The organism is Avibacterium sp. 21-599, assembly GCF_026226765.1.
Lineage (GTDB): Bacteria > Pseudomonadota > Gammaproteobacteria > Enterobacterales > Pasteurellaceae > Avibacterium.
This window is the reverse complement of the sequence record NZ_JAKKOB010000001.1, coordinates 1,428,990-1,445,676: the sequence shown is the minus strand read 5'-3', so window position 1 is coordinate 1,445,676 and position 16,687 is coordinate 1,428,990. Positions and strand designations below refer to the sequence as shown.

General features: G+C 36.6%; 14 protein-coding genes. 7 read left to right on the top strand and 7 right to left on the bottom strand.

Translation table 11 applies throughout. The annotated features are described in order from the left end of the window. Positions 1-18: 18 nt before the first annotated feature. The 5 genes from dnaK to L5B83_RS06960 all read right to left on the bottom strand — a co-directional run bounded on the left by dnaK (position 19) and on the right by L5B83_RS06960 (position 5,942). The gene (dnaK, locus tag L5B83_RS06975; RefSeq protein ID WP_265777982.1) at positions 19-1,917 is read right to left on the bottom strand and encodes a molecular chaperone DnaK; all 1,899 of its coding nucleotides are present in this window, start codon (positions 1,915-1,917) and stop codon (positions 19-21) included. Positions 1,918-2,180: 263 nt separating this feature from the next. Further along, on the bottom strand, positions 2,181-3,137 hold the full coding sequence (locus L5B83_RS06970; RefSeq protein ID WP_265777981.1) for a LysR family transcriptional regulator: 957 nt from the start codon (positions 3,135-3,137) through the stop codon (positions 2,181-2,183). Between the two features lie 174 nt (positions 3,138-3,311). Next, on the bottom strand, positions 3,312-4,577 hold the full coding sequence (locus L5B83_RS06965) for a TRAP transporter large permease (RefSeq protein WP_265777980.1): 1,266 nt from the start codon (positions 4,575-4,577) through the stop codon (positions 3,312-3,314). Then, a complete protein-coding gene (locus L5B83_RS12435; RefSeq protein WP_442780626.1) occupies positions 4,578-4,991 on the bottom strand; it encodes a TRAP transporter small permease in 414 nt (137 codons plus the stop codon). A gap of 15 nt (positions 4,992-5,006) precedes the next feature. After that, a complete protein-coding gene (locus tag L5B83_RS06960; protein WP_126371468.1) occupies positions 5,007-5,942 on the bottom strand; it encodes a TRAP transporter substrate-binding protein in 936 nt (311 codons plus the stop codon). A gap of 233 nt (positions 5,943-6,175) precedes the next feature. Here L5B83_RS06960 and L5B83_RS06955 point away from each other — a divergent pair, with 233 nt between their 5' ends. From L5B83_RS06955 to allD, 6 genes are all read left to right on the top strand, one after another. Beyond that, positions 6,176-7,402 carry an MFS transporter gene (locus L5B83_RS06955; protein WP_265777979.1) on the top strand — a complete coding sequence of 409 codons (1,227 nt, stop codon included), beginning with the start codon at positions 6,176-6,178 and terminating at the stop codon, positions 7,400-7,402. 10 nt (positions 7,403-7,412) lie between these two features. After that, positions 7,413-9,083 carry an acyl-CoA synthetase FdrA gene (fdrA, locus tag L5B83_RS06950; protein ID WP_265777978.1) on the top strand — a complete coding sequence of 557 codons (1,671 nt, stop codon included), beginning with the start codon at positions 7,413-7,415 and terminating at the stop codon, positions 9,081-9,083. A 14-nt stretch (positions 9,084-9,097) separates the two neighbouring features. After that, on the top strand, positions 9,098-10,351 hold the full coding sequence (locus tag L5B83_RS06945) for a DUF1116 domain-containing protein (RefSeq protein WP_126371462.1): 1,254 nt from the start codon (positions 9,098-9,100) through the stop codon (positions 10,349-10,351). Between the two features lie 132 nt (positions 10,352-10,483). After that, positions 10,484-11,194: a DUF2877 domain-containing protein gene (locus L5B83_RS06940; RefSeq protein ID WP_265777977.1), complete on the top strand. Its 711-nt coding sequence runs from the start codon at positions 10,484-10,486 to the stop codon at positions 11,192-11,194. Then, positions 11,194-12,099, top strand: a complete 906-nt coding sequence (locus L5B83_RS06935; protein ID WP_265777976.1) for a carbamate kinase — start codon at positions 11,194-11,196, stop codon at positions 12,097-12,099. The genes L5B83_RS06940 and L5B83_RS06935 overlap by 1 nt, the downstream gene beginning before the upstream one ends. Before the next feature lie 97 nt (positions 12,100-12,196). Next, entirely contained in the window at positions 12,197-13,255 is a 1,059-nt protein-coding gene (allD, locus tag L5B83_RS06930) for an ureidoglycolate dehydrogenase (protein WP_265777975.1), read from the top strand. Positions 13,256-13,333: 78 nt separating this feature from the next. On the opposite strand, the gene znuB is transcribed toward allD, so the two are convergent. Together znuB and znuC are read right to left on the bottom strand one after the other, a co-directional pair. After that, complete coding sequence (znuB, locus tag L5B83_RS06925; RefSeq protein WP_265777974.1) at positions 13,334-14,119, bottom strand: zinc ABC transporter permease subunit ZnuB; 786 nt, start codon at positions 14,117-14,119, stop codon at positions 13,334-13,336. 9 nt (positions 14,120-14,128) lie between these two features. Further along, the gene (znuC, locus tag L5B83_RS06920; protein WP_265778393.1) at positions 14,129-14,926 is read right to left on the bottom strand and encodes a zinc ABC transporter ATP-binding protein ZnuC; all 798 of its coding nucleotides are present in this window, start codon (positions 14,924-14,926) and stop codon (positions 14,129-14,131) included. A 188-nt stretch (positions 14,927-15,114) separates the two neighbouring features. Here znuC and mepM point away from each other — a divergent pair, with 188 nt between their 5' ends. Then, positions 15,115-16,578: a murein DD-endopeptidase MepM gene (gene mepM, locus L5B83_RS06915; protein ID WP_265777973.1), complete on the top strand. Its 1,464-nt coding sequence runs from the start codon at positions 15,115-15,117 to the stop codon at positions 16,576-16,578. Positions 16,579-16,687 lie beyond the last annotated feature (109 nt).

Below are 16,687 nucleotides of genomic sequence, written 5' to 3'. Positions count from 1 at the left end.
ATTATTGTTGAATGTGAATTATTTATTATCTTTCACTTCTTCAAACTCAGCATCTACCACATCATCATTGCTGTTTTGCTGTGGCTGTTCACCAGCTTGTGCTTGTTGTGCTGTCGCTTGCATTAATTTTTGTGAAGCTTGTACAAGTGCTTGAATTTTCGCTTCAATGTCAGCTTTGTCTTCACCTTTCGCTGCCGTTTCAAGTTCGTTCACGGCGTTTTCAATTTGGGCTTTATCATCGGCAGATAATTGATCGCCAACTTCGCCTAATTGTTTGCGTGTGCTATGAACTAGGTGATCAGCTTGGTTACGGGCTTGCACTAACTCTTCGAATTTACGGTCAGCATCTGCATTTGCTTCGGCATCACGAACCATTTGTTGAATTTCATCTTCACTTAGACCAGATGAAGCCTTAATGGTAATTTGCTGTTCTTTACCTGTACCTTTATCTTTTGCTGAAACGTGGATAATACCATCTGCGTCAATATCAAAGGTTACTTCAATTTGTGGCATACCACGTGGTGCTGGGTTAATGCCTTCAAGGTTAAATTGACCTAATGATTTGTTTGCAGAAGCTTGTTTACGTTCACCTTGTAACACGTGAATGGTTACTGCACTTTGGTTATCTTCTGCGGTTGAGAACACTTGTGATTTCTTCGTTGGAATCGTTGTGTTTTTCTCAATTAGGGTTGTCATTACACCACCCATTGTTTCGATACCGAGTGAAAGAGGGGTTACGTCTAATAACAAGACATCTTTCACATCACCCGCTAATACACCACCTTGCACCGCCGCACCAATAGCTACTGCTTCATCAGGATTGACATCTTTACGAGGTTCTTTGCCAAAGAACTCTGCCACTTTTTGTTGTACTAATGGCATACGTGTTTGACCACCTACTAAGATGACATCATCAACCTCTGATACGCTTAATCCAGCATCTTTAAGCGCCACTTTTACGGGTTCTAATGAACGCGCCACTAAATCTTCAACTAATGCTTCTAATTTTGCACGCGTCAATTTAATGTTTAAATGTTTAGGACCAGTTACATCTGCTGTGATGTAAGGTAAGTTCACATCAGTTTGTTGTGCAGAAGAAAGCTCAATTTTTGCTTTTTCAGCTGCTTCTTTCAAACGTTGCATTGCAAGTGGGTCGTTGCGTAAATCAACACCTTGTTCTTTCTTAAATTCATCCACTAAGTAATTAATAACACGATTATCGAAGTCTTCACCACCTAAGTGAGTATCACCATTGGTTGCTAATACTTCAAAGGTTTTTTCTCCATCAACTTCATCAATTTCGATAATAGATAAGTCGAATGTACCGCCCCCTAAGTCATACACTGCAATCGTGTGGTTACCTTTACCTTTGTCTAAACCGTAAGCTAATGCGGCTGCTGTTGGTTCATTAATAATACGTTTTACATCTAAACCTGCAATACGACCCGCATCTTTGGTTGCTTGGCGTTGTGCATCGTTAAAGTAAGCAGGTACAGTAATTACCGCTTCTGTTACTGGCTCACCTAAGAAATCCTCTGCGGTTTTCTTCATTTTTTTCAATACTTCGGCAGAAATTTGCGGTGGTGCCATTTTTTCATCTTTTACTTCTACCCACGCATCACCATTATCTGCTTTCACAATGCTAAATGGCATAATGCTTACATCACGTTGTACTTCTTGATCTTCAAAACGACGACCAATTAAACGTTTAATTGCAAATAATGTATTTTTTGGATTTGTTACTGCTTGACGTTTTGCTGGTTGACCTACTAATGTTTCACCATCATTTGTATACGCAATAATTGACGGGGTTGTGCGATCACCTTCTGCATTTTCAATGACACGAGGTTTATCCCCTTCCATTACTGCCACACAAGAGTTTGTCGTACCTAAGTCAATACCAATAATTTTTCCCATAATATGTTTTCTCCTAATAAAATTCGATTAAATTCGATTAAATTCGTTTACGTTTGCTTAAATTGGGCTTACTTTGATGATTTCAAGTGGCACATTTTAATTTTTTTGCATTTTTCTCTTCACAACCAAATTAAAGTGCGGTGAAAATTTTTGATCTTTTCAGTCCAATGTTCTGATGGCTAATAAATTTTGGCGAGAAAATAAATTTCAAGGGGGAAAGTGGAAATTTTTTTCTATTTAAAGAAAGCCTATATTTCAATAAGTTAGCGAGTAGGCTTATCATAGTTGCTCACTTTAGATAAATCCAGATGATGGGTGAAGTTCCACATAATAGGATGTTTCTCTTTGATCATTGTCGCCAATGTTTGAGTAATATGTCCATTTTCCTTTCTCAACCAACTAAAACAAAAAGGGGAATTTGCTCTTGGATGAGCAACTTGTCGGGCTATAAGCTGCCCTGAATCTAGATAGGGTTTAGCAAGCGAATAAGGGAGAAAGCCTACACCAATACCATCAATATGCATAGCTAGTTTTGTTGCAAGGTTAGGGACAACAATTTCATGTTGCCCTTTCAATAACCAACCTTTTCGTTTTCTGATATGGATACTCGTATCCGCGACATTAATTGCAGTGAACTGCCTTAAGATATCATTGGATAAAAGTCCGTGATAATGGCGGATTGGATGTTTAGGCGAAGCAACAAAGACCCAAATAAGTTCTCCCATTGGATAATGATCTAAGCGATTGCTAATAGGCGTCCAACCGGGGGCACCAATTGCGAAATCAGATTTTTCAGAAAGTAATCTACTCCATACACCATTATAAACTTCTCTCCGAACTCTAAAATGCGTTTTGGGGTAATTTTTAGATAAAAAACCAAGCAAAGCGGATACCGTATATTTATCATACATTAGATTATTGATAGAAATGTCAAATGATAACTCAATATTTTGATGAATTTGTACTAATTCGGTTTTTAAGTTATTCATATCATCTAGCATCATTTCTAAACGTTGCTTTAGGTGTTCTCCCTCTTTCGTGAGCCTAACCTGCCTTGTATTACGATGAAATAATGCAACGTTCAAGTGAGATTCTAAGGTTTTTACACGATAAGTTATTGTGGCGGTTGTTTTATGTAACTTTTTTGCAGTAACACTGAAAGATCCATTTTCAGCTAAAGTGAGAAAAGTCTCAATGGCATTAATATCAAATTTTGACATAACTACTCCTTGTTATCTAAGATATTGATACTTAATTGATGATTAGAGTATCCATTCTAGTAATAAAGAATTAATACAATACATCATACAGTTAGTTGTCACTTGAGTATGTAAAATTTTTTAAATTACCTTTCACTCAATATCACTACCAAGTAGCAATATCTACAAATAAAGTTATACCATATTGATGACTAAAATATTGACTAAAATATTGACTAAAATCAATGCAAATAAAGATATTGCGTAAAAAGGGAATAAGAGTTTGACTGTTTGTTCATAGTTCAAGGCACCAATTTCTTTCGCCACAAATAAACTTAAACCAAATGGTGGCGTATACATCCCAATTGCCCCATTAATTGCCATTATCGCACCAATTGCAATAAGAGGAATATTTGTTGCGGCACTAATCACCATAATAACACTACTTAAAATTACAGCAAGGGAAGTAATGTCAATAATCATACCAAGTGATAGGAATAAAATATTAATTAAAATGAGCGGTATCACATTACTTTCAAATCCCAAAAAGAACTCATGCACAACATCAAGATAATTACTTTCCGCTAATAGCCACCCCAGTAAACTAGCAGACGTCATAATAATCATTATTTGACTTGTCGTTTTTACTGAATCTAATACTATTTTAGATAGTCGTTTTATAGTGAGATCTTTATATACAAAAAAACCTAAGAATAGCCCATAAACAAGGATTGCAATACCTGCTTCCGTTGGACTAGTAATACCTGTAGAAATGCCTAAAATGACAATAAATGGCAGTAATAATGCAAGAAAGCCATTTTTTAGCTCTTTATAAAACTTATTTGCTGAAATTTCTCTGTCACTTTTTATATTATTGAACCACGCATAAAAAATAGTACTAATAAGGAATACTGATCCAAAAATAAATCCCGTATAAGCTCCATAAATAAAAAGCTCTTTGATAGAGGTATTGGTTACCACCCCATAAACAATAAGAAAAATACTAGGTGGAATAACAATACCTAGAGAGCCAGTACTAATTATCAGTCCTAATGTAAAGTTTTTTGAGTAGCCTGATGAATACATAGATTCGCGCATTAACTTTCCTACTGTTAATACAGTTGCTGGCGCAGAACCACTAATAAGAGAAAAGAATAAAGCGCTTAGAACAGTAACGATGCCTGCTCCACCATAAAATGGTGATAATAACACTTTCAAAAATGAAACAATGCGTTCACCAATTTTTGAACAACAAATTAAATTCCCAGCCAAAATATAAAGTGGGATGGCTAATAAAGAATATTTATCAATACCACTATATAATTGCTGTATAATGAGACCCACAGCAATATCACCACGCAATAGAATATAGCCTATACAAGAGAATAAAATACTTATATAAAGAGGAATACCTAATAAAATTAATAAAAAAAGACATAAAAAAAGCAGTAAAAAACTCATTTATTCACCCTCCTTATATCTAATCAACAAAGATATTATAAATACAAATGGAATTATAAGATAATTTGTCCATTGTGGTAATCCTGTTGTAGGAGAAACTTGGTTGAAAGGGATAATGATTGAGAGAAAATAAATAGAGAACACGGATATAAAAAGATAAACAATACGTTCTACTATAAGCTTTACAAAAGCAAACTTTTTATTATCAAATAATAAAATGGAAATGTGATCATTTTTAATATTTAGTAATAAAGCACCTAAAAAAACATCCCAAATCATTATTACTCTAGCCACTTCATAGGACCACTTAATTGAGAGACTAAACATTGATCTTAAGATTATTTCTAATAATAACAACAGAAACAATACTATCAGTAGTCCTATACAAATTCTTTCAATATACCTCACAAGCATAGCTACCCCTTACATTCAATAAGTTGATAATAAAAAGTTTTTTCTTAATGTAGAAATGTAATCAGGAGAAACAACTCTAATATGTTTATTTGTTAAAATTTCCTTTAAATAACTCTCTTCTAAGTTGCTAACTTGCTGTCTTTGTAAATTACGAGCGTATTGTTCAGCTTTTCTTAATTGCAACTTATCTTCTAAAGAAAGCGTATCATACCAAGATTTAGATACAATAAATACATAGCCTAGATAAGCATGATTACTGAGTAAAAGCTCATTTTGTACTTCATAAATTTTCGTTGTTGCAATAGTCGTTATAGGGTTTTCTTGGCATTTTACGATACCGTGTTCAAGTGCAACATATAGTTCACTAAACGGTATCACTAAAGGGAGGGCTTTAGCTGCTTTATATTGACTAAAAAGAATTGGACTAGACATTATTCTAACTGAAATACCATTTAAAGGATAAGGATTATCTGGTGTCAGACGTTGAAATACATTATTGCAAGTAATTTGCTTAAAGCCAGCTTCCCAAAAACCTAAACCAATCATACCTTTTTTATTCAAATCCTGAATAAGTTTATTCCCCATTTCGCCATCTAGTTTTTGGTATGCATCCAGTTTATCTTTAAAAATAAATGGATAATCGAGTTTTTTTAATGGAGGATGAAAATTTGCTAATTTTGAAGTTGGAATAACTGCCGCGTGAATAACACCCAATTGTAATAACTCTGTGGAATAAATGTCATCACCTAAGACATTATTCGGATAAATATTAACTTGAATTTTATGATTACTCAGTTCATCAAGTTTCTCTTTAAATTTTTCTACACCATAATGAACAGGGCTAGTTGAACTCATATCATGATGAAATCTAATACGCATTGCTGCATATGTATGAGATACGCCTACTATAGATAACAAGAAGAATAAGAAACACCTAACTATAATTCTCATACTATCACCATTGCCAAAAGAGAAAAACCGTAGCACTAATATATCACTTTTTATCTAGCGCAAGATTTTTATAATTAATTTAAATAAATAAATTAAATAGATTTAAAGATCAATATTTGATTGTTTAATTTTTTTAAAAAATAGACTAAAAACATTTTTTTCATATAGAAAGTCAGATTGTAATTTCTTTAAATTAAGCCGTATGAAATTTTTCTTTTATATAGGAGTTATCTATGAATAATCATATCCCTAAAAATAATAAATTCCACATTCCCGCTTGGTGGATTACTGTATTTATGTTCTGGTTAGGCTGGATCTTTATGTATGCTGATCGCACCATCCTTAATCCTGTAATGGGTGATATTCAAAAAGAATTTTCTCTCTCAAATACGCAGTTAGGATTAATCAGCTCAGCATTCTTTTTTGTCTATGCGGCTTTTCAAGTACCATCTGGTATCTTGGGAGATAAAATAGGTAAGAAAAAAGTATTGGTACCGGGCTTCATTTTATTCGGTATCTTTACCGCAGTCAGTGGTTGGGCAAAAAATTTAACAATGATGCTATTTGCCCGTGGAATAACAGGAGCCGGTCAAGGTACATATTATGGTCCACAGTTTGGTTTATCTAGCGAACAAATTCCAGAGGAAAGACGCTCATTTGGTGCCGCAATTATCAATTCTGGTATGGCTGTAGGTACTGCTGCTGGTTTTATCATCGCAAGCTGGTTGGTCTATGATCTCGGTTACAACTGGCGTATGCCATTTTATGTTATGGCAGTGCCTACCGTCATCGTAGGATTATTGATTCTCTTTTTTGTAAAAGAAAAGGTTAAAGAAAAGAAAGAAGCTGAAAATATTGAAGCACCAAAAGCAAGCATTAAAGAGCTTATTCATAATAAAGATTTACTTAAAATTTATGTCACAGTGTTCTGCTCGCTCTTTGGTTTCTTCGTCATTCTTACTTGGCTACCTTATTATTTACAAGCTGAACGTGGTATTGATGGCAGTGAAATTGGTTCCATTTCATCACTTGTCGCTTGGGTATCTATTCCCGGGGCATTACTCTGGGCAAAACTCTCCGATCACTTAGGTAAGCGTAAAATTATTGCAGCACCACTTCTCATTGCTGCAATTATTAGTATTTCTTGTATTGGTTATTTGCCTACAACGAATATGGTGATTGCCGCTATTTGTCTCTATGGTTTGGTTGGTAAATTAGCCTTAGATCCCATTCTCGTAGCCGCTGTCGCAGACAATGTTAAGCCAGAACAATATTCATCTGCTTTTGGTGTGTACAACTTCGTTGGTATGAGTTCATCCGTTGTTGCCCCTACTTTAGCAGGCACTATTAGTGATAGTACGGGTAGCTTAGCTTCTAGTTTCTATCTATCTGCCGTCTTACTTACTATTGGCTTGATAGCTTTTATTTCTATCAAAGAAAAGCATTCTACTAAAAATTGAGGATAACTATATGATTACAGCAGCAATTAAATCAAATTGTTTCCAAGATTCTGTGAGTTTGATGATTATTTCAAAAACATTATCTGCAATGGAATCAGTAAAACAAGTTTCCGTAATGATGGGAACACCAGCAAATAAAGATTTGTTTAAAACAACAGGTCTATGGCATGACCTATTTAATGAAGCAACACCAAATGATATTTGTATTGCCATTGAAACTATGAATACCGCAGATTCTGAGGTGATATTAGCTGAAGTTTCAGATGCTTTAGACAATGAGCTTGCCAATATAGCAAATGCTTCACGTGGTAAAAAATTACCCACTGTGCGTAGTTGGGCGCGTGCAGAAAAAGCATTACCTGATGCTAATATTGCTCTTATTTCTATTGCTGGAGAATACGCTTCAGGAGTAGCAAATCAAGCGCTTGATAAAGGTTTGAATGTCATGATGTTTTCTGACAATGTGTCTATTGAAGATGAAATTGCGTTGAAACAGAAAGCTAAACGTAAAAATCTGATTGTTATGGGGCCAGATTGTGGAACCTCTTATATTGCCGGAATTCCTCTCGCATTTGCCAATAAAATGCCAAAAGGCAATATTGGTATCGTTGGTGCTTCAGGTACAGGTATCCAAGAATTATGCTCTCAAATTGCACTAGCTGGTTCTGGTATTACACACGCTATTGGTTTAGGAGGACGAGATTTGTCTGAAAAAGTCGGAGGTATTAGTGCAGAAATGGCGTTAGATTTATTAGAAAATGATGAAAATACACAAGTCATTACTTTCGTCTCTAAACCACCTGCACCAAATGTACGTCTGCGTATAATAGAAAAAATGCAATCTCTTACAAAACCTGTTGTTGCTATTTTCTTAGGAGATAAGCCTGAACAGAAACGTTTAAGTGGAGGAGTTCACTTAGCTTATACCCTTGATGAAGCAGCAAAAAGTGCGGTGCATTTTCAAAAAGTTTTTTCCTTATTTAAACAATTAGGCAAAGCATTAACATTTACCTCTATCCGTGGGCTTTATACAGGAGGAACATTAGCAGCAGAGGCAGCGATGTTACTTGCTGACGCATTAGATGAAAAACTGGAAACATCTCACGATAAAGGGCTAATGTTTAATGCACAAAATCACAAAATTATTGACTTAGGTGATGATTTCTACACCGTAGGACGTCCTCACCCGATGATTGATCCTTCTACTCGCACAGATCAAATTTTAGCCTTAAAAGATGACTCATTTGGCATATTACTTGTTGATGTGGTGCTTGGTTATGGCAGCTGTGCTGACCCAGCTAAAGCGGTGATTGAAGCTGTTACATCCTTACGCAAACAAAAAACAGAGCCATTTGTCGTCATAGCAACAGTTACTGGTACTGATCAAGATCCACAAAATCGTCAAGCACAAATTCAAGCATTAGAGGCAGAAGACATTATTGTTGCCAATAGTGTACAAGAGGCGGTAGATATGGCTTTGATTGCAGGACAGCTTTCATTAACTACACACCAAGGCTTTTCGCAAAACAATCTCTTAGCAGAACCAAAAGTTATTAATATTGGATTAACGAATTTTGCGGAAGATTTACTACATTGCCAAGCGGCAGCAATCCATTATCGTTGGGCGCCTATTGCGGGTGGCAATGCAAAAATGATCCAGTTACTTAATAAATTATCCTAAAGAGGAAAATCACTATGAAATACGATATTAATCAAGCAAATCAAGAAGTTATCACTAAAATTAAATCTGCTAGACCATTTTGGTTAGGGGTAAAGCTAGCAAAAGAGGTTATTCCAGAATTTAATGAAGGAAAACTCTTATTACATGCGGGTCCTCCAATAACTTGGGATGAAATGACCGGGCCAATGCAAGGTGCTTGTATTGGTGCCGCATTCTATGAAAAATGGGCAGAAACAGAAGAGCAAGCCAGAGAATTATTGGCTTCAGGACAAGTGCGCTTTATGCCTTGTCATAATGTTAATGCAGTTGGTCCAATGGGAGGAATCACTTCTGCAAATATGCCAGTATCAGTGCTAAAAAATAAAACCCATGGAAATTATTCTTACTGTAATTTGAATGAAGGAATAGGGAAAGTGATGCGTTTTGGGGCTTATGGTCTTGATGTTCAAACGCGTTTACAGTGGATGAGAGATCATTTAGCCCCAGTGCTTAATGAGGCTTTACAAAGTTTACCCGAAGGCTTAGATCTCACTGCATTAATGGCACAGGCGATTACAATGGGTGATGAATTTCATCAACGTAATATTGCCGCCTCAGCATTACTTTCAAAAACACTTGCACCACTTATTTTTAAACAAAAACGCGATGTATCTGAATTAACCAAAGTGATGGAATTTTTAAGTGCAACGGATCAATTCTTTCTTAATCTTGCAATGGCATATTGTAAAGCGGTAATGGATGCCGCTGCGACCGTAGGTAAAGGTTCTGTTGTTACTGCTCTTACTCGTAATGGTAAAGATTTTGGAATACGTGTCAGTGGATTAGGCAATCGTTGGTTCACCGCACCAGTTAATACGCCCCAAGGTTTGTTCTTCACTGGATTTACGCAAAATGATGCTAATCCAGATATTGGAGATAGTGCAATTACTGAAACCTTTGGGATTGGTGGTGCAGCAATGATCGCAGCACCGGGTGTAACACGCTTTGTTGGAGCCGGAGGTTTTGACGCTGCTCTCGATGTTTCAGAAGAAATGAGCGAAATTTATTTAGATAATAATGAAATGCTGCTTATTCCAACTTGGGATTTTAAAGGGGCTTGTGTTGGGTTAGATATCCGTCGAGTCGTAGAAACGGGCATTACCCCTCTAATTAATACAGGAATAGCACATAAAGATCCGGGCATTGGACAGGTTGGAGCCGGTACCGTTCGTGCGCCTCTAGCTTGTTTTGAAGCCGCATTAGAAGCATTAGCCGAAGAAATAGAATAAATAGCAAGGAGAGGGGCGGATATCTCCCGCCCTTTTAACACAATGAAAATAATCTCTCGTTTTTATGCGCATCATTTTTCAGCTTTCGGTGATTACTCAGTATTGAGCCTTCATCGTAAAGCGATTAATTTTGTGAACGCACAAGGACAATTATTTTCTATTCATCCTTCTGTACGCTATATGACGCCTTTTGGAATTGTTGTATCACATACTGATTTTCAGTATCTATATAATACATTAACACCTAAACAGACTATTCTATGCAAAAAAGATCGCTTAGTTTTAAATAGTCACGCTTATCTAATATGCTCAGGTAGAATACTCAATACAACACTTCATACTCGGAATATTCCAGATAATCATCAATTTTATTTAAAAAATTTTGATCCCAATTTTTCTGATTATCCATTAGAACAGAAAAAAAGACTTGGGCTTATTACGCATTTTTTGATAAAACCAAATAAAGCCACAACGCTCGAACTTATCCATTCAATTGGGTTTGGGCTTGGGCTTACGCCAAGTTTTGATGATTCTCTCATTGGAATGTTAGCGATCTTATATTTGAAAGGGCAAAAAGAACCTTATTTTCCGATGCTAGGTTCTTATTTGCAGCCTCAATTTTTATTGCAGAACACAACATATCTTAGTGCGAATTTTATTCTATCTGCTTTACAAGGTGTCGTTTCTTATCCTTTTTACCGTTTTTTATACAAATTGACTACATCAGGAACAAATTTTCCTTTCGCCTTAGCAACCTTCCTGAATTATGGTCATAGTTCAGGGGTGGATACTTTATTAGGTATGAAAACTACCCTTCTTACATTACAACAGGAGAAAATATAATGAAACCAACTATCGTCATTGCCCTTGGCGGTAATGCCTTATTGAAACGTGGACAATTAATGTCTTATGAGAACCAATTAGAAAATATCCAAATTGCGGCTAACGCAATAGGCAAACTCACCGAAAAATACCAAATTGCGATTGTGCATGGTAATGGTCCACAAGTTGGTTTACTTGCTCAACAGAATGATAATTATAAAGAAGTTCCTGCTTATCCTTTAAGCTGCCTAGTTTCTGAGACTCAAGGTATGATCGCAACAATGCTAGTACAAGAATTGCGTAAAGTAACGAATAAACCTATTGTTTCTATACTTACACATGTTGAAGTTGATGCCAATGATCCTGCTTTTAATGATCCTACTAAATTTATTGGTGCGATATATTCAGAATCTGAAGCAAAAATCCTTGCTGAAAAATATGGTTGGTCAATAAAACCTGATGGCCAACATTTTCGTCGTGTGGTTGCTTCGCCAAAACCAATCAAAGTAAGAGAAAGTGCCGCAATTAAGACCGCACTTGATAATGGCAATATTGTTATTTGTGGCGGCGGAGGGGGAATCCCAGTTACACAAATTAATGGCACATTTAGTAATATTGATTGTGTTATTGATAAAGATGCAACCGCTGCACTGTTAGCAACCCAAATTCAAGCAAGTCATTTAGTCATTTTAACGGATGGAGACGGTATATATCTCAATTGGGGAACGCCGGAGCAAACAAAATTAGATGAAATAGATGCAAATAAACTAGCCACATATACCTTTGCCAAAGGCTCTATGCAGCCTAAGGTAGATGCAGTGATTGAGTTCGTTAAATCAGAAAAAGGACGAATTGGTCTTATCGCAGATTTACAACTCGCCTCTGAAGCGCTATCTGGTAAAGCAGGCACGCGAATTACCAGCTAAGAATTAAAAATTTAGGATAGTTGTTATTTTTATTTAGAATAAATATAACATCACTACATAAACAATATCACCATTTAAGGACATAAGGAGGATGCTTATGACTCAATTAATTACCTTATCGAGTAATCAACTCCATGATTTAATCTGGAAAAAACTTACCGCAGCTGGATTGCCGAAAGAACAAGCCGTAGAAACAGCCAATCACCTACTTTATGCTGATGAGTCTGGTATCCATTCTCATGGAGTAATGAGAGTTGAGTATTATGCTGAAAGGATAATGAAAAAAGGGGTAACACTTTTCCCAAAAATTCATATAGAAAGAACCAGCCCAAGTACAGCGATTATTCATGGTGATAATGGTTTTGGTCATTTTGTCGTAAACCAAGCTATACCAGATATTATTGCTATAGGTAAAAATGCAGGTATTGCAATGGTTGGTATTTCAAAAACAAGCCATGTTGGCACGATGGGATATTATTTAGAGAAAATAGCAAAAGCTGGGTTAATAGGAATTGCGATGTGCCAATCTGATCCAATGGTTATCCCATTCGGCGGAACAAAAAACTATTTTGGAACAAATCCTATTGGATTTGGATTACCTTACAATGATGATACCGTTGTTTTTGATATGGCAACGACCGTCCAAGCTTGGGGAAAAATTCTTGATGCAAGAAGCAAAAATATTTCAATTCCAGACAATTGGGCAGTTGATAACGATGGTAATCCTACAACAGATCCTTATAAAGTCAGCGGTTTATTACCTATTGCTGGTCCTAAAGGTTATGGTTTAATGATGTTAGTTGATGTTTTATCTGGAGTATTACTTGGTTTACCATTTGGTAAACACGTTTCTTCAATGTACACTGATCTCTCGCAAGGTCGAAATTTAGGTATGGCGTTTATTGTCATCGATCCAAATAAATTTGTTGGACTTGAACGATTTAAACAAAGTATTAGCACAATGCTCAATGAACTTCATGCAATTAAACCTAATAGTAAAACAGATAAAGTGTTATACCCGGGTGAGCTTTCCGTGATTAAACGTAAACAAAGCCAGAAAAACGGTATTCTGATTCCAAAAGAGATTGTTGATTATTTAGAAAGTGAGACAATTCATTTTGATCGCTATGATCATAAAACAAATTTTGCAAAATAAAATAGAACGAACAATTAACCCATTACAATAATGGGTTAATTTCAATTTTTATTTATTATTAAAAGTGCGGTCTGTTTTTTAACCATTTTCTCTCTTAAATAAAGAAAGCAAGAATAAAAAAGTGGCACTAATGACCACTGAAGGACCTGCGGCGGTGTTGTAGAAAGCGGAGAGTATTAACCCCAAAGACACGGCGAGAATGCTAATAAATACACCAATGGCGACCATTGCCTCTGGGGTGCGAGCAAAACGGCGTGAGGTAGCGGCTGGAATAATCAAAAGTGAAGTAATGATTAAAGCACCAACAAATTTCATACTTAACGCAATAGTTAAGGCGGTGAGAATCATCAAGACAAAACGCATTTTACGAATGTTAATACCTTCAACTTGGGCAAGTTCTGGGCTAACAGTGGTAGAAAGTAACGGTTTCCAGTAATAGCATAAACAACCAACGACCACGAGTACCCCGATAGCGATAAGGTAAAGATCTTCATAGCTAATGGCGAGGAGATCTCCGAATAGGTAATTCATTAAATCCACTCTGACATTTTGTAGCAGTCCCACCGTGACGACGCCTAGAGAAAGGCAACTATGTGCAATGATCCCAAGCAAGGTATCGACCGAGAATTGAGTTCGGCTTTCTAACCATACCATCCCGATGGCTAAAATTAACGTGATAATTAAAATGGCTAAATAAGGGTCAAGATGTAAAAAGATACCAATTGCCACACCAAGCAAAGCAGAATGAGAAAGTGTATCGCCAAAATAAGCCATTCTGCGCCATACAACAAATGCCCCTAATGGTGCGGTAATAAAAGATAACAAAATACCTGTTAGCCAAGCTGGAAGTAAAATTTCAAGCATCGATGTTCCTTAATTCTGCGTTTTATGCGTGCATTGCGCTAACTGAAAATTTTTACCACAACACACTTCACCGTGTAGGTTATGCTTATGGTTATGGTGGTGTGTATAAAGCGCAATATTTTGTGAAAATTGGTTGCCAAAATAATGCCTAAATGTTGGATCGTTTGAAACAATTTCAGGTGTTCCCGCACAGCAGATATGCTGATTAATGCACAATACTTCATTGGTATCTGCCATCACAATATGTAGATCGTGCGATACCATTAAAATCGCACAATTTAATTTTTGCCGCATTTTATGGATTAATTGATACAATTCGGCTTGACCTGAAATGTCCACACCTTGCGTTGGTTCATCAAGCACTAAGAGATTAGGCTTAGTTAAAATAGCCCTTGCCAACAAAACACGTTGCATTTCGCCACCAGATAATTTCTGCATCGCGTTCTGTCGTAAATGAGAAATAGAAAGTAAATCGAGCGTTTCTTGAATACTTTTCTTGGTTGTTCCCTGTTTAAGAGAAAGAAATTTTTCTACTGTTATGGGTAAACTATGATCAAGATGAATTTTCTGAGGCACATAACCAATACGCACATTATTGTGATAAATCACTTCCCCTGAACTTGGCTTAATTAATTTAAGCAACACTTTCAGCAAGGTGGATTTACCTCCCCCGTTCGGACCTACAATAGTAAGAACAGAATCAGCATAAAGAGATAAGTTAATGTTTTGTAAAACATTTCGTTGTTCAAATTGCACATTAATGTGTTTTAACTCAATTAATGGCTGTTTAATGGCGTGAATTTGCATTTTATCTCTATACATTATGAAAAATTTCCTTAAAATAGCCCATTTTATTCTATTTAACAAGTTTCTCATTGAGAAACTTAGGATTTATTCAGTTAAATCCTTTTTCAGCAAGTGCTAAGGAATTTTTTAGCACTTTATGGGTCATACTAGAATGCAAGTTTTAATCAACATATGAAAGGAAATAGATAGTGCAACACGTTAAACTAGCAAGGGATAGACGAAAAAGAAAGTCGCGAATTAAAGCGGCAGTCTTCCTTTTGGCGATATTATCTATTTTCATTGGCATTGTATTAAGCGTCAAAGACAATGCAAAAACCGATCCCCTTGCGGTATCTTCTGATGAAGTACAATACAAGCCGCTCAATGGAACTCAAGCTAGCCAACCGAGTAATAAATTCAAGGATGTCCAAACCGATACCGCAAGCCCCCAAAAACCAAATACCGATGAAGCCACCTCTTATGACGATGATCTGCAAGGTAAAGATGACGAAGTGGAACAAGTCAATCTTGATGAAAAGGATGAATTTGCCGATTTACCGGAAGATGCTAAAAATGCCGTCAAGGATTTGCTTGATGCCGTCGATCAAGCTATTCGGATCAAAGATCAATTTAGCTATACCGTCGTAAAAGGTGATACCTTGAAAGATGTATTAGAACAATCAGGATTAGAAGATGAAACGAGTAAAACTCTTATTGCGGCTTATCCAGAGCTAAAAAATCTTAAAGCAGGGCAACAGTTCTATTGGATTTTAGATAAAGACGGTGAATTAGCATACCTCAACTGGCTGGTTTCAGAAAAAGAAGAACGCATTTATGAACGTACTGCTGAAGGCAAATTTAAACGCCAAATCTTGCAGAAAAAAAGTGTATGGAAAAAAGAGGTACTAAAAGGTCAAATTAAAGGCTCATTTTCTAGCAGCTTAAAAGCTCAAGGACTGAATTCAAAACAAATTGCTCAATTAGGTAGCGCGTTGCAATGGCAAATTAGTATGAAAAAGCTCAAACAAGGGGATAAATTTGCCGCGTTGGTTTCCCGTGAATATTTGGATAACAGACTCACTGGGCAAGGCAATGTGGAAGCAATCCATATCAGCTCTGGCGGAAAAAGCTATTATGCCATTCAGTCTAGCAATGGGCGTTATTATAACCGTCAAGGGGAAACACTGGGTAAAGGGTTTGCGCGTTATCCAATGCAACGCCAAGCACGCGTCTCCTCGCCATTTAATCCAGCTAGACGTCACCCTGTTACAGGACGAATTCGTCCACATAACGGTGTGGATTTCTCAATGGCTATCGGCACCCCTATTATCGCACCTGCTGACGGCATTGTTGAAAAAGTCGCCTATCAAGCTAATGGTGCGGGTCGGTATATTATGATTCGCCACGGGCGTGAATACCAAACCGTTTATATGCATCTAAGCCGTTCATTAGTTAGAGCGGGACAAAGTGTGAAACGCGGTGAGCGTATTGCATTATCGGGCAATACAGGGCGTTCTACTGGACCTCATTTACATTATGAATTTCACATTAATGGTCGCCCCGTTAATCCCCTCACCGTGAAATTACCCGGCACAAGTAGCCAAATGTCCACAGCGGAACGCAAGCAATTCTTGATAAAAGCCAAAGAAGCAGAAAGTAAATTAAAGATCTAACAAAGAAAAATAAGTGCGGTACTTTTTGACAAAATTTTTCAAAAAAACACCGCACTTTGCCTGTTCCCAAATCCTAGATGTCTAGGAAAGGAAACAATCATTAGCTATG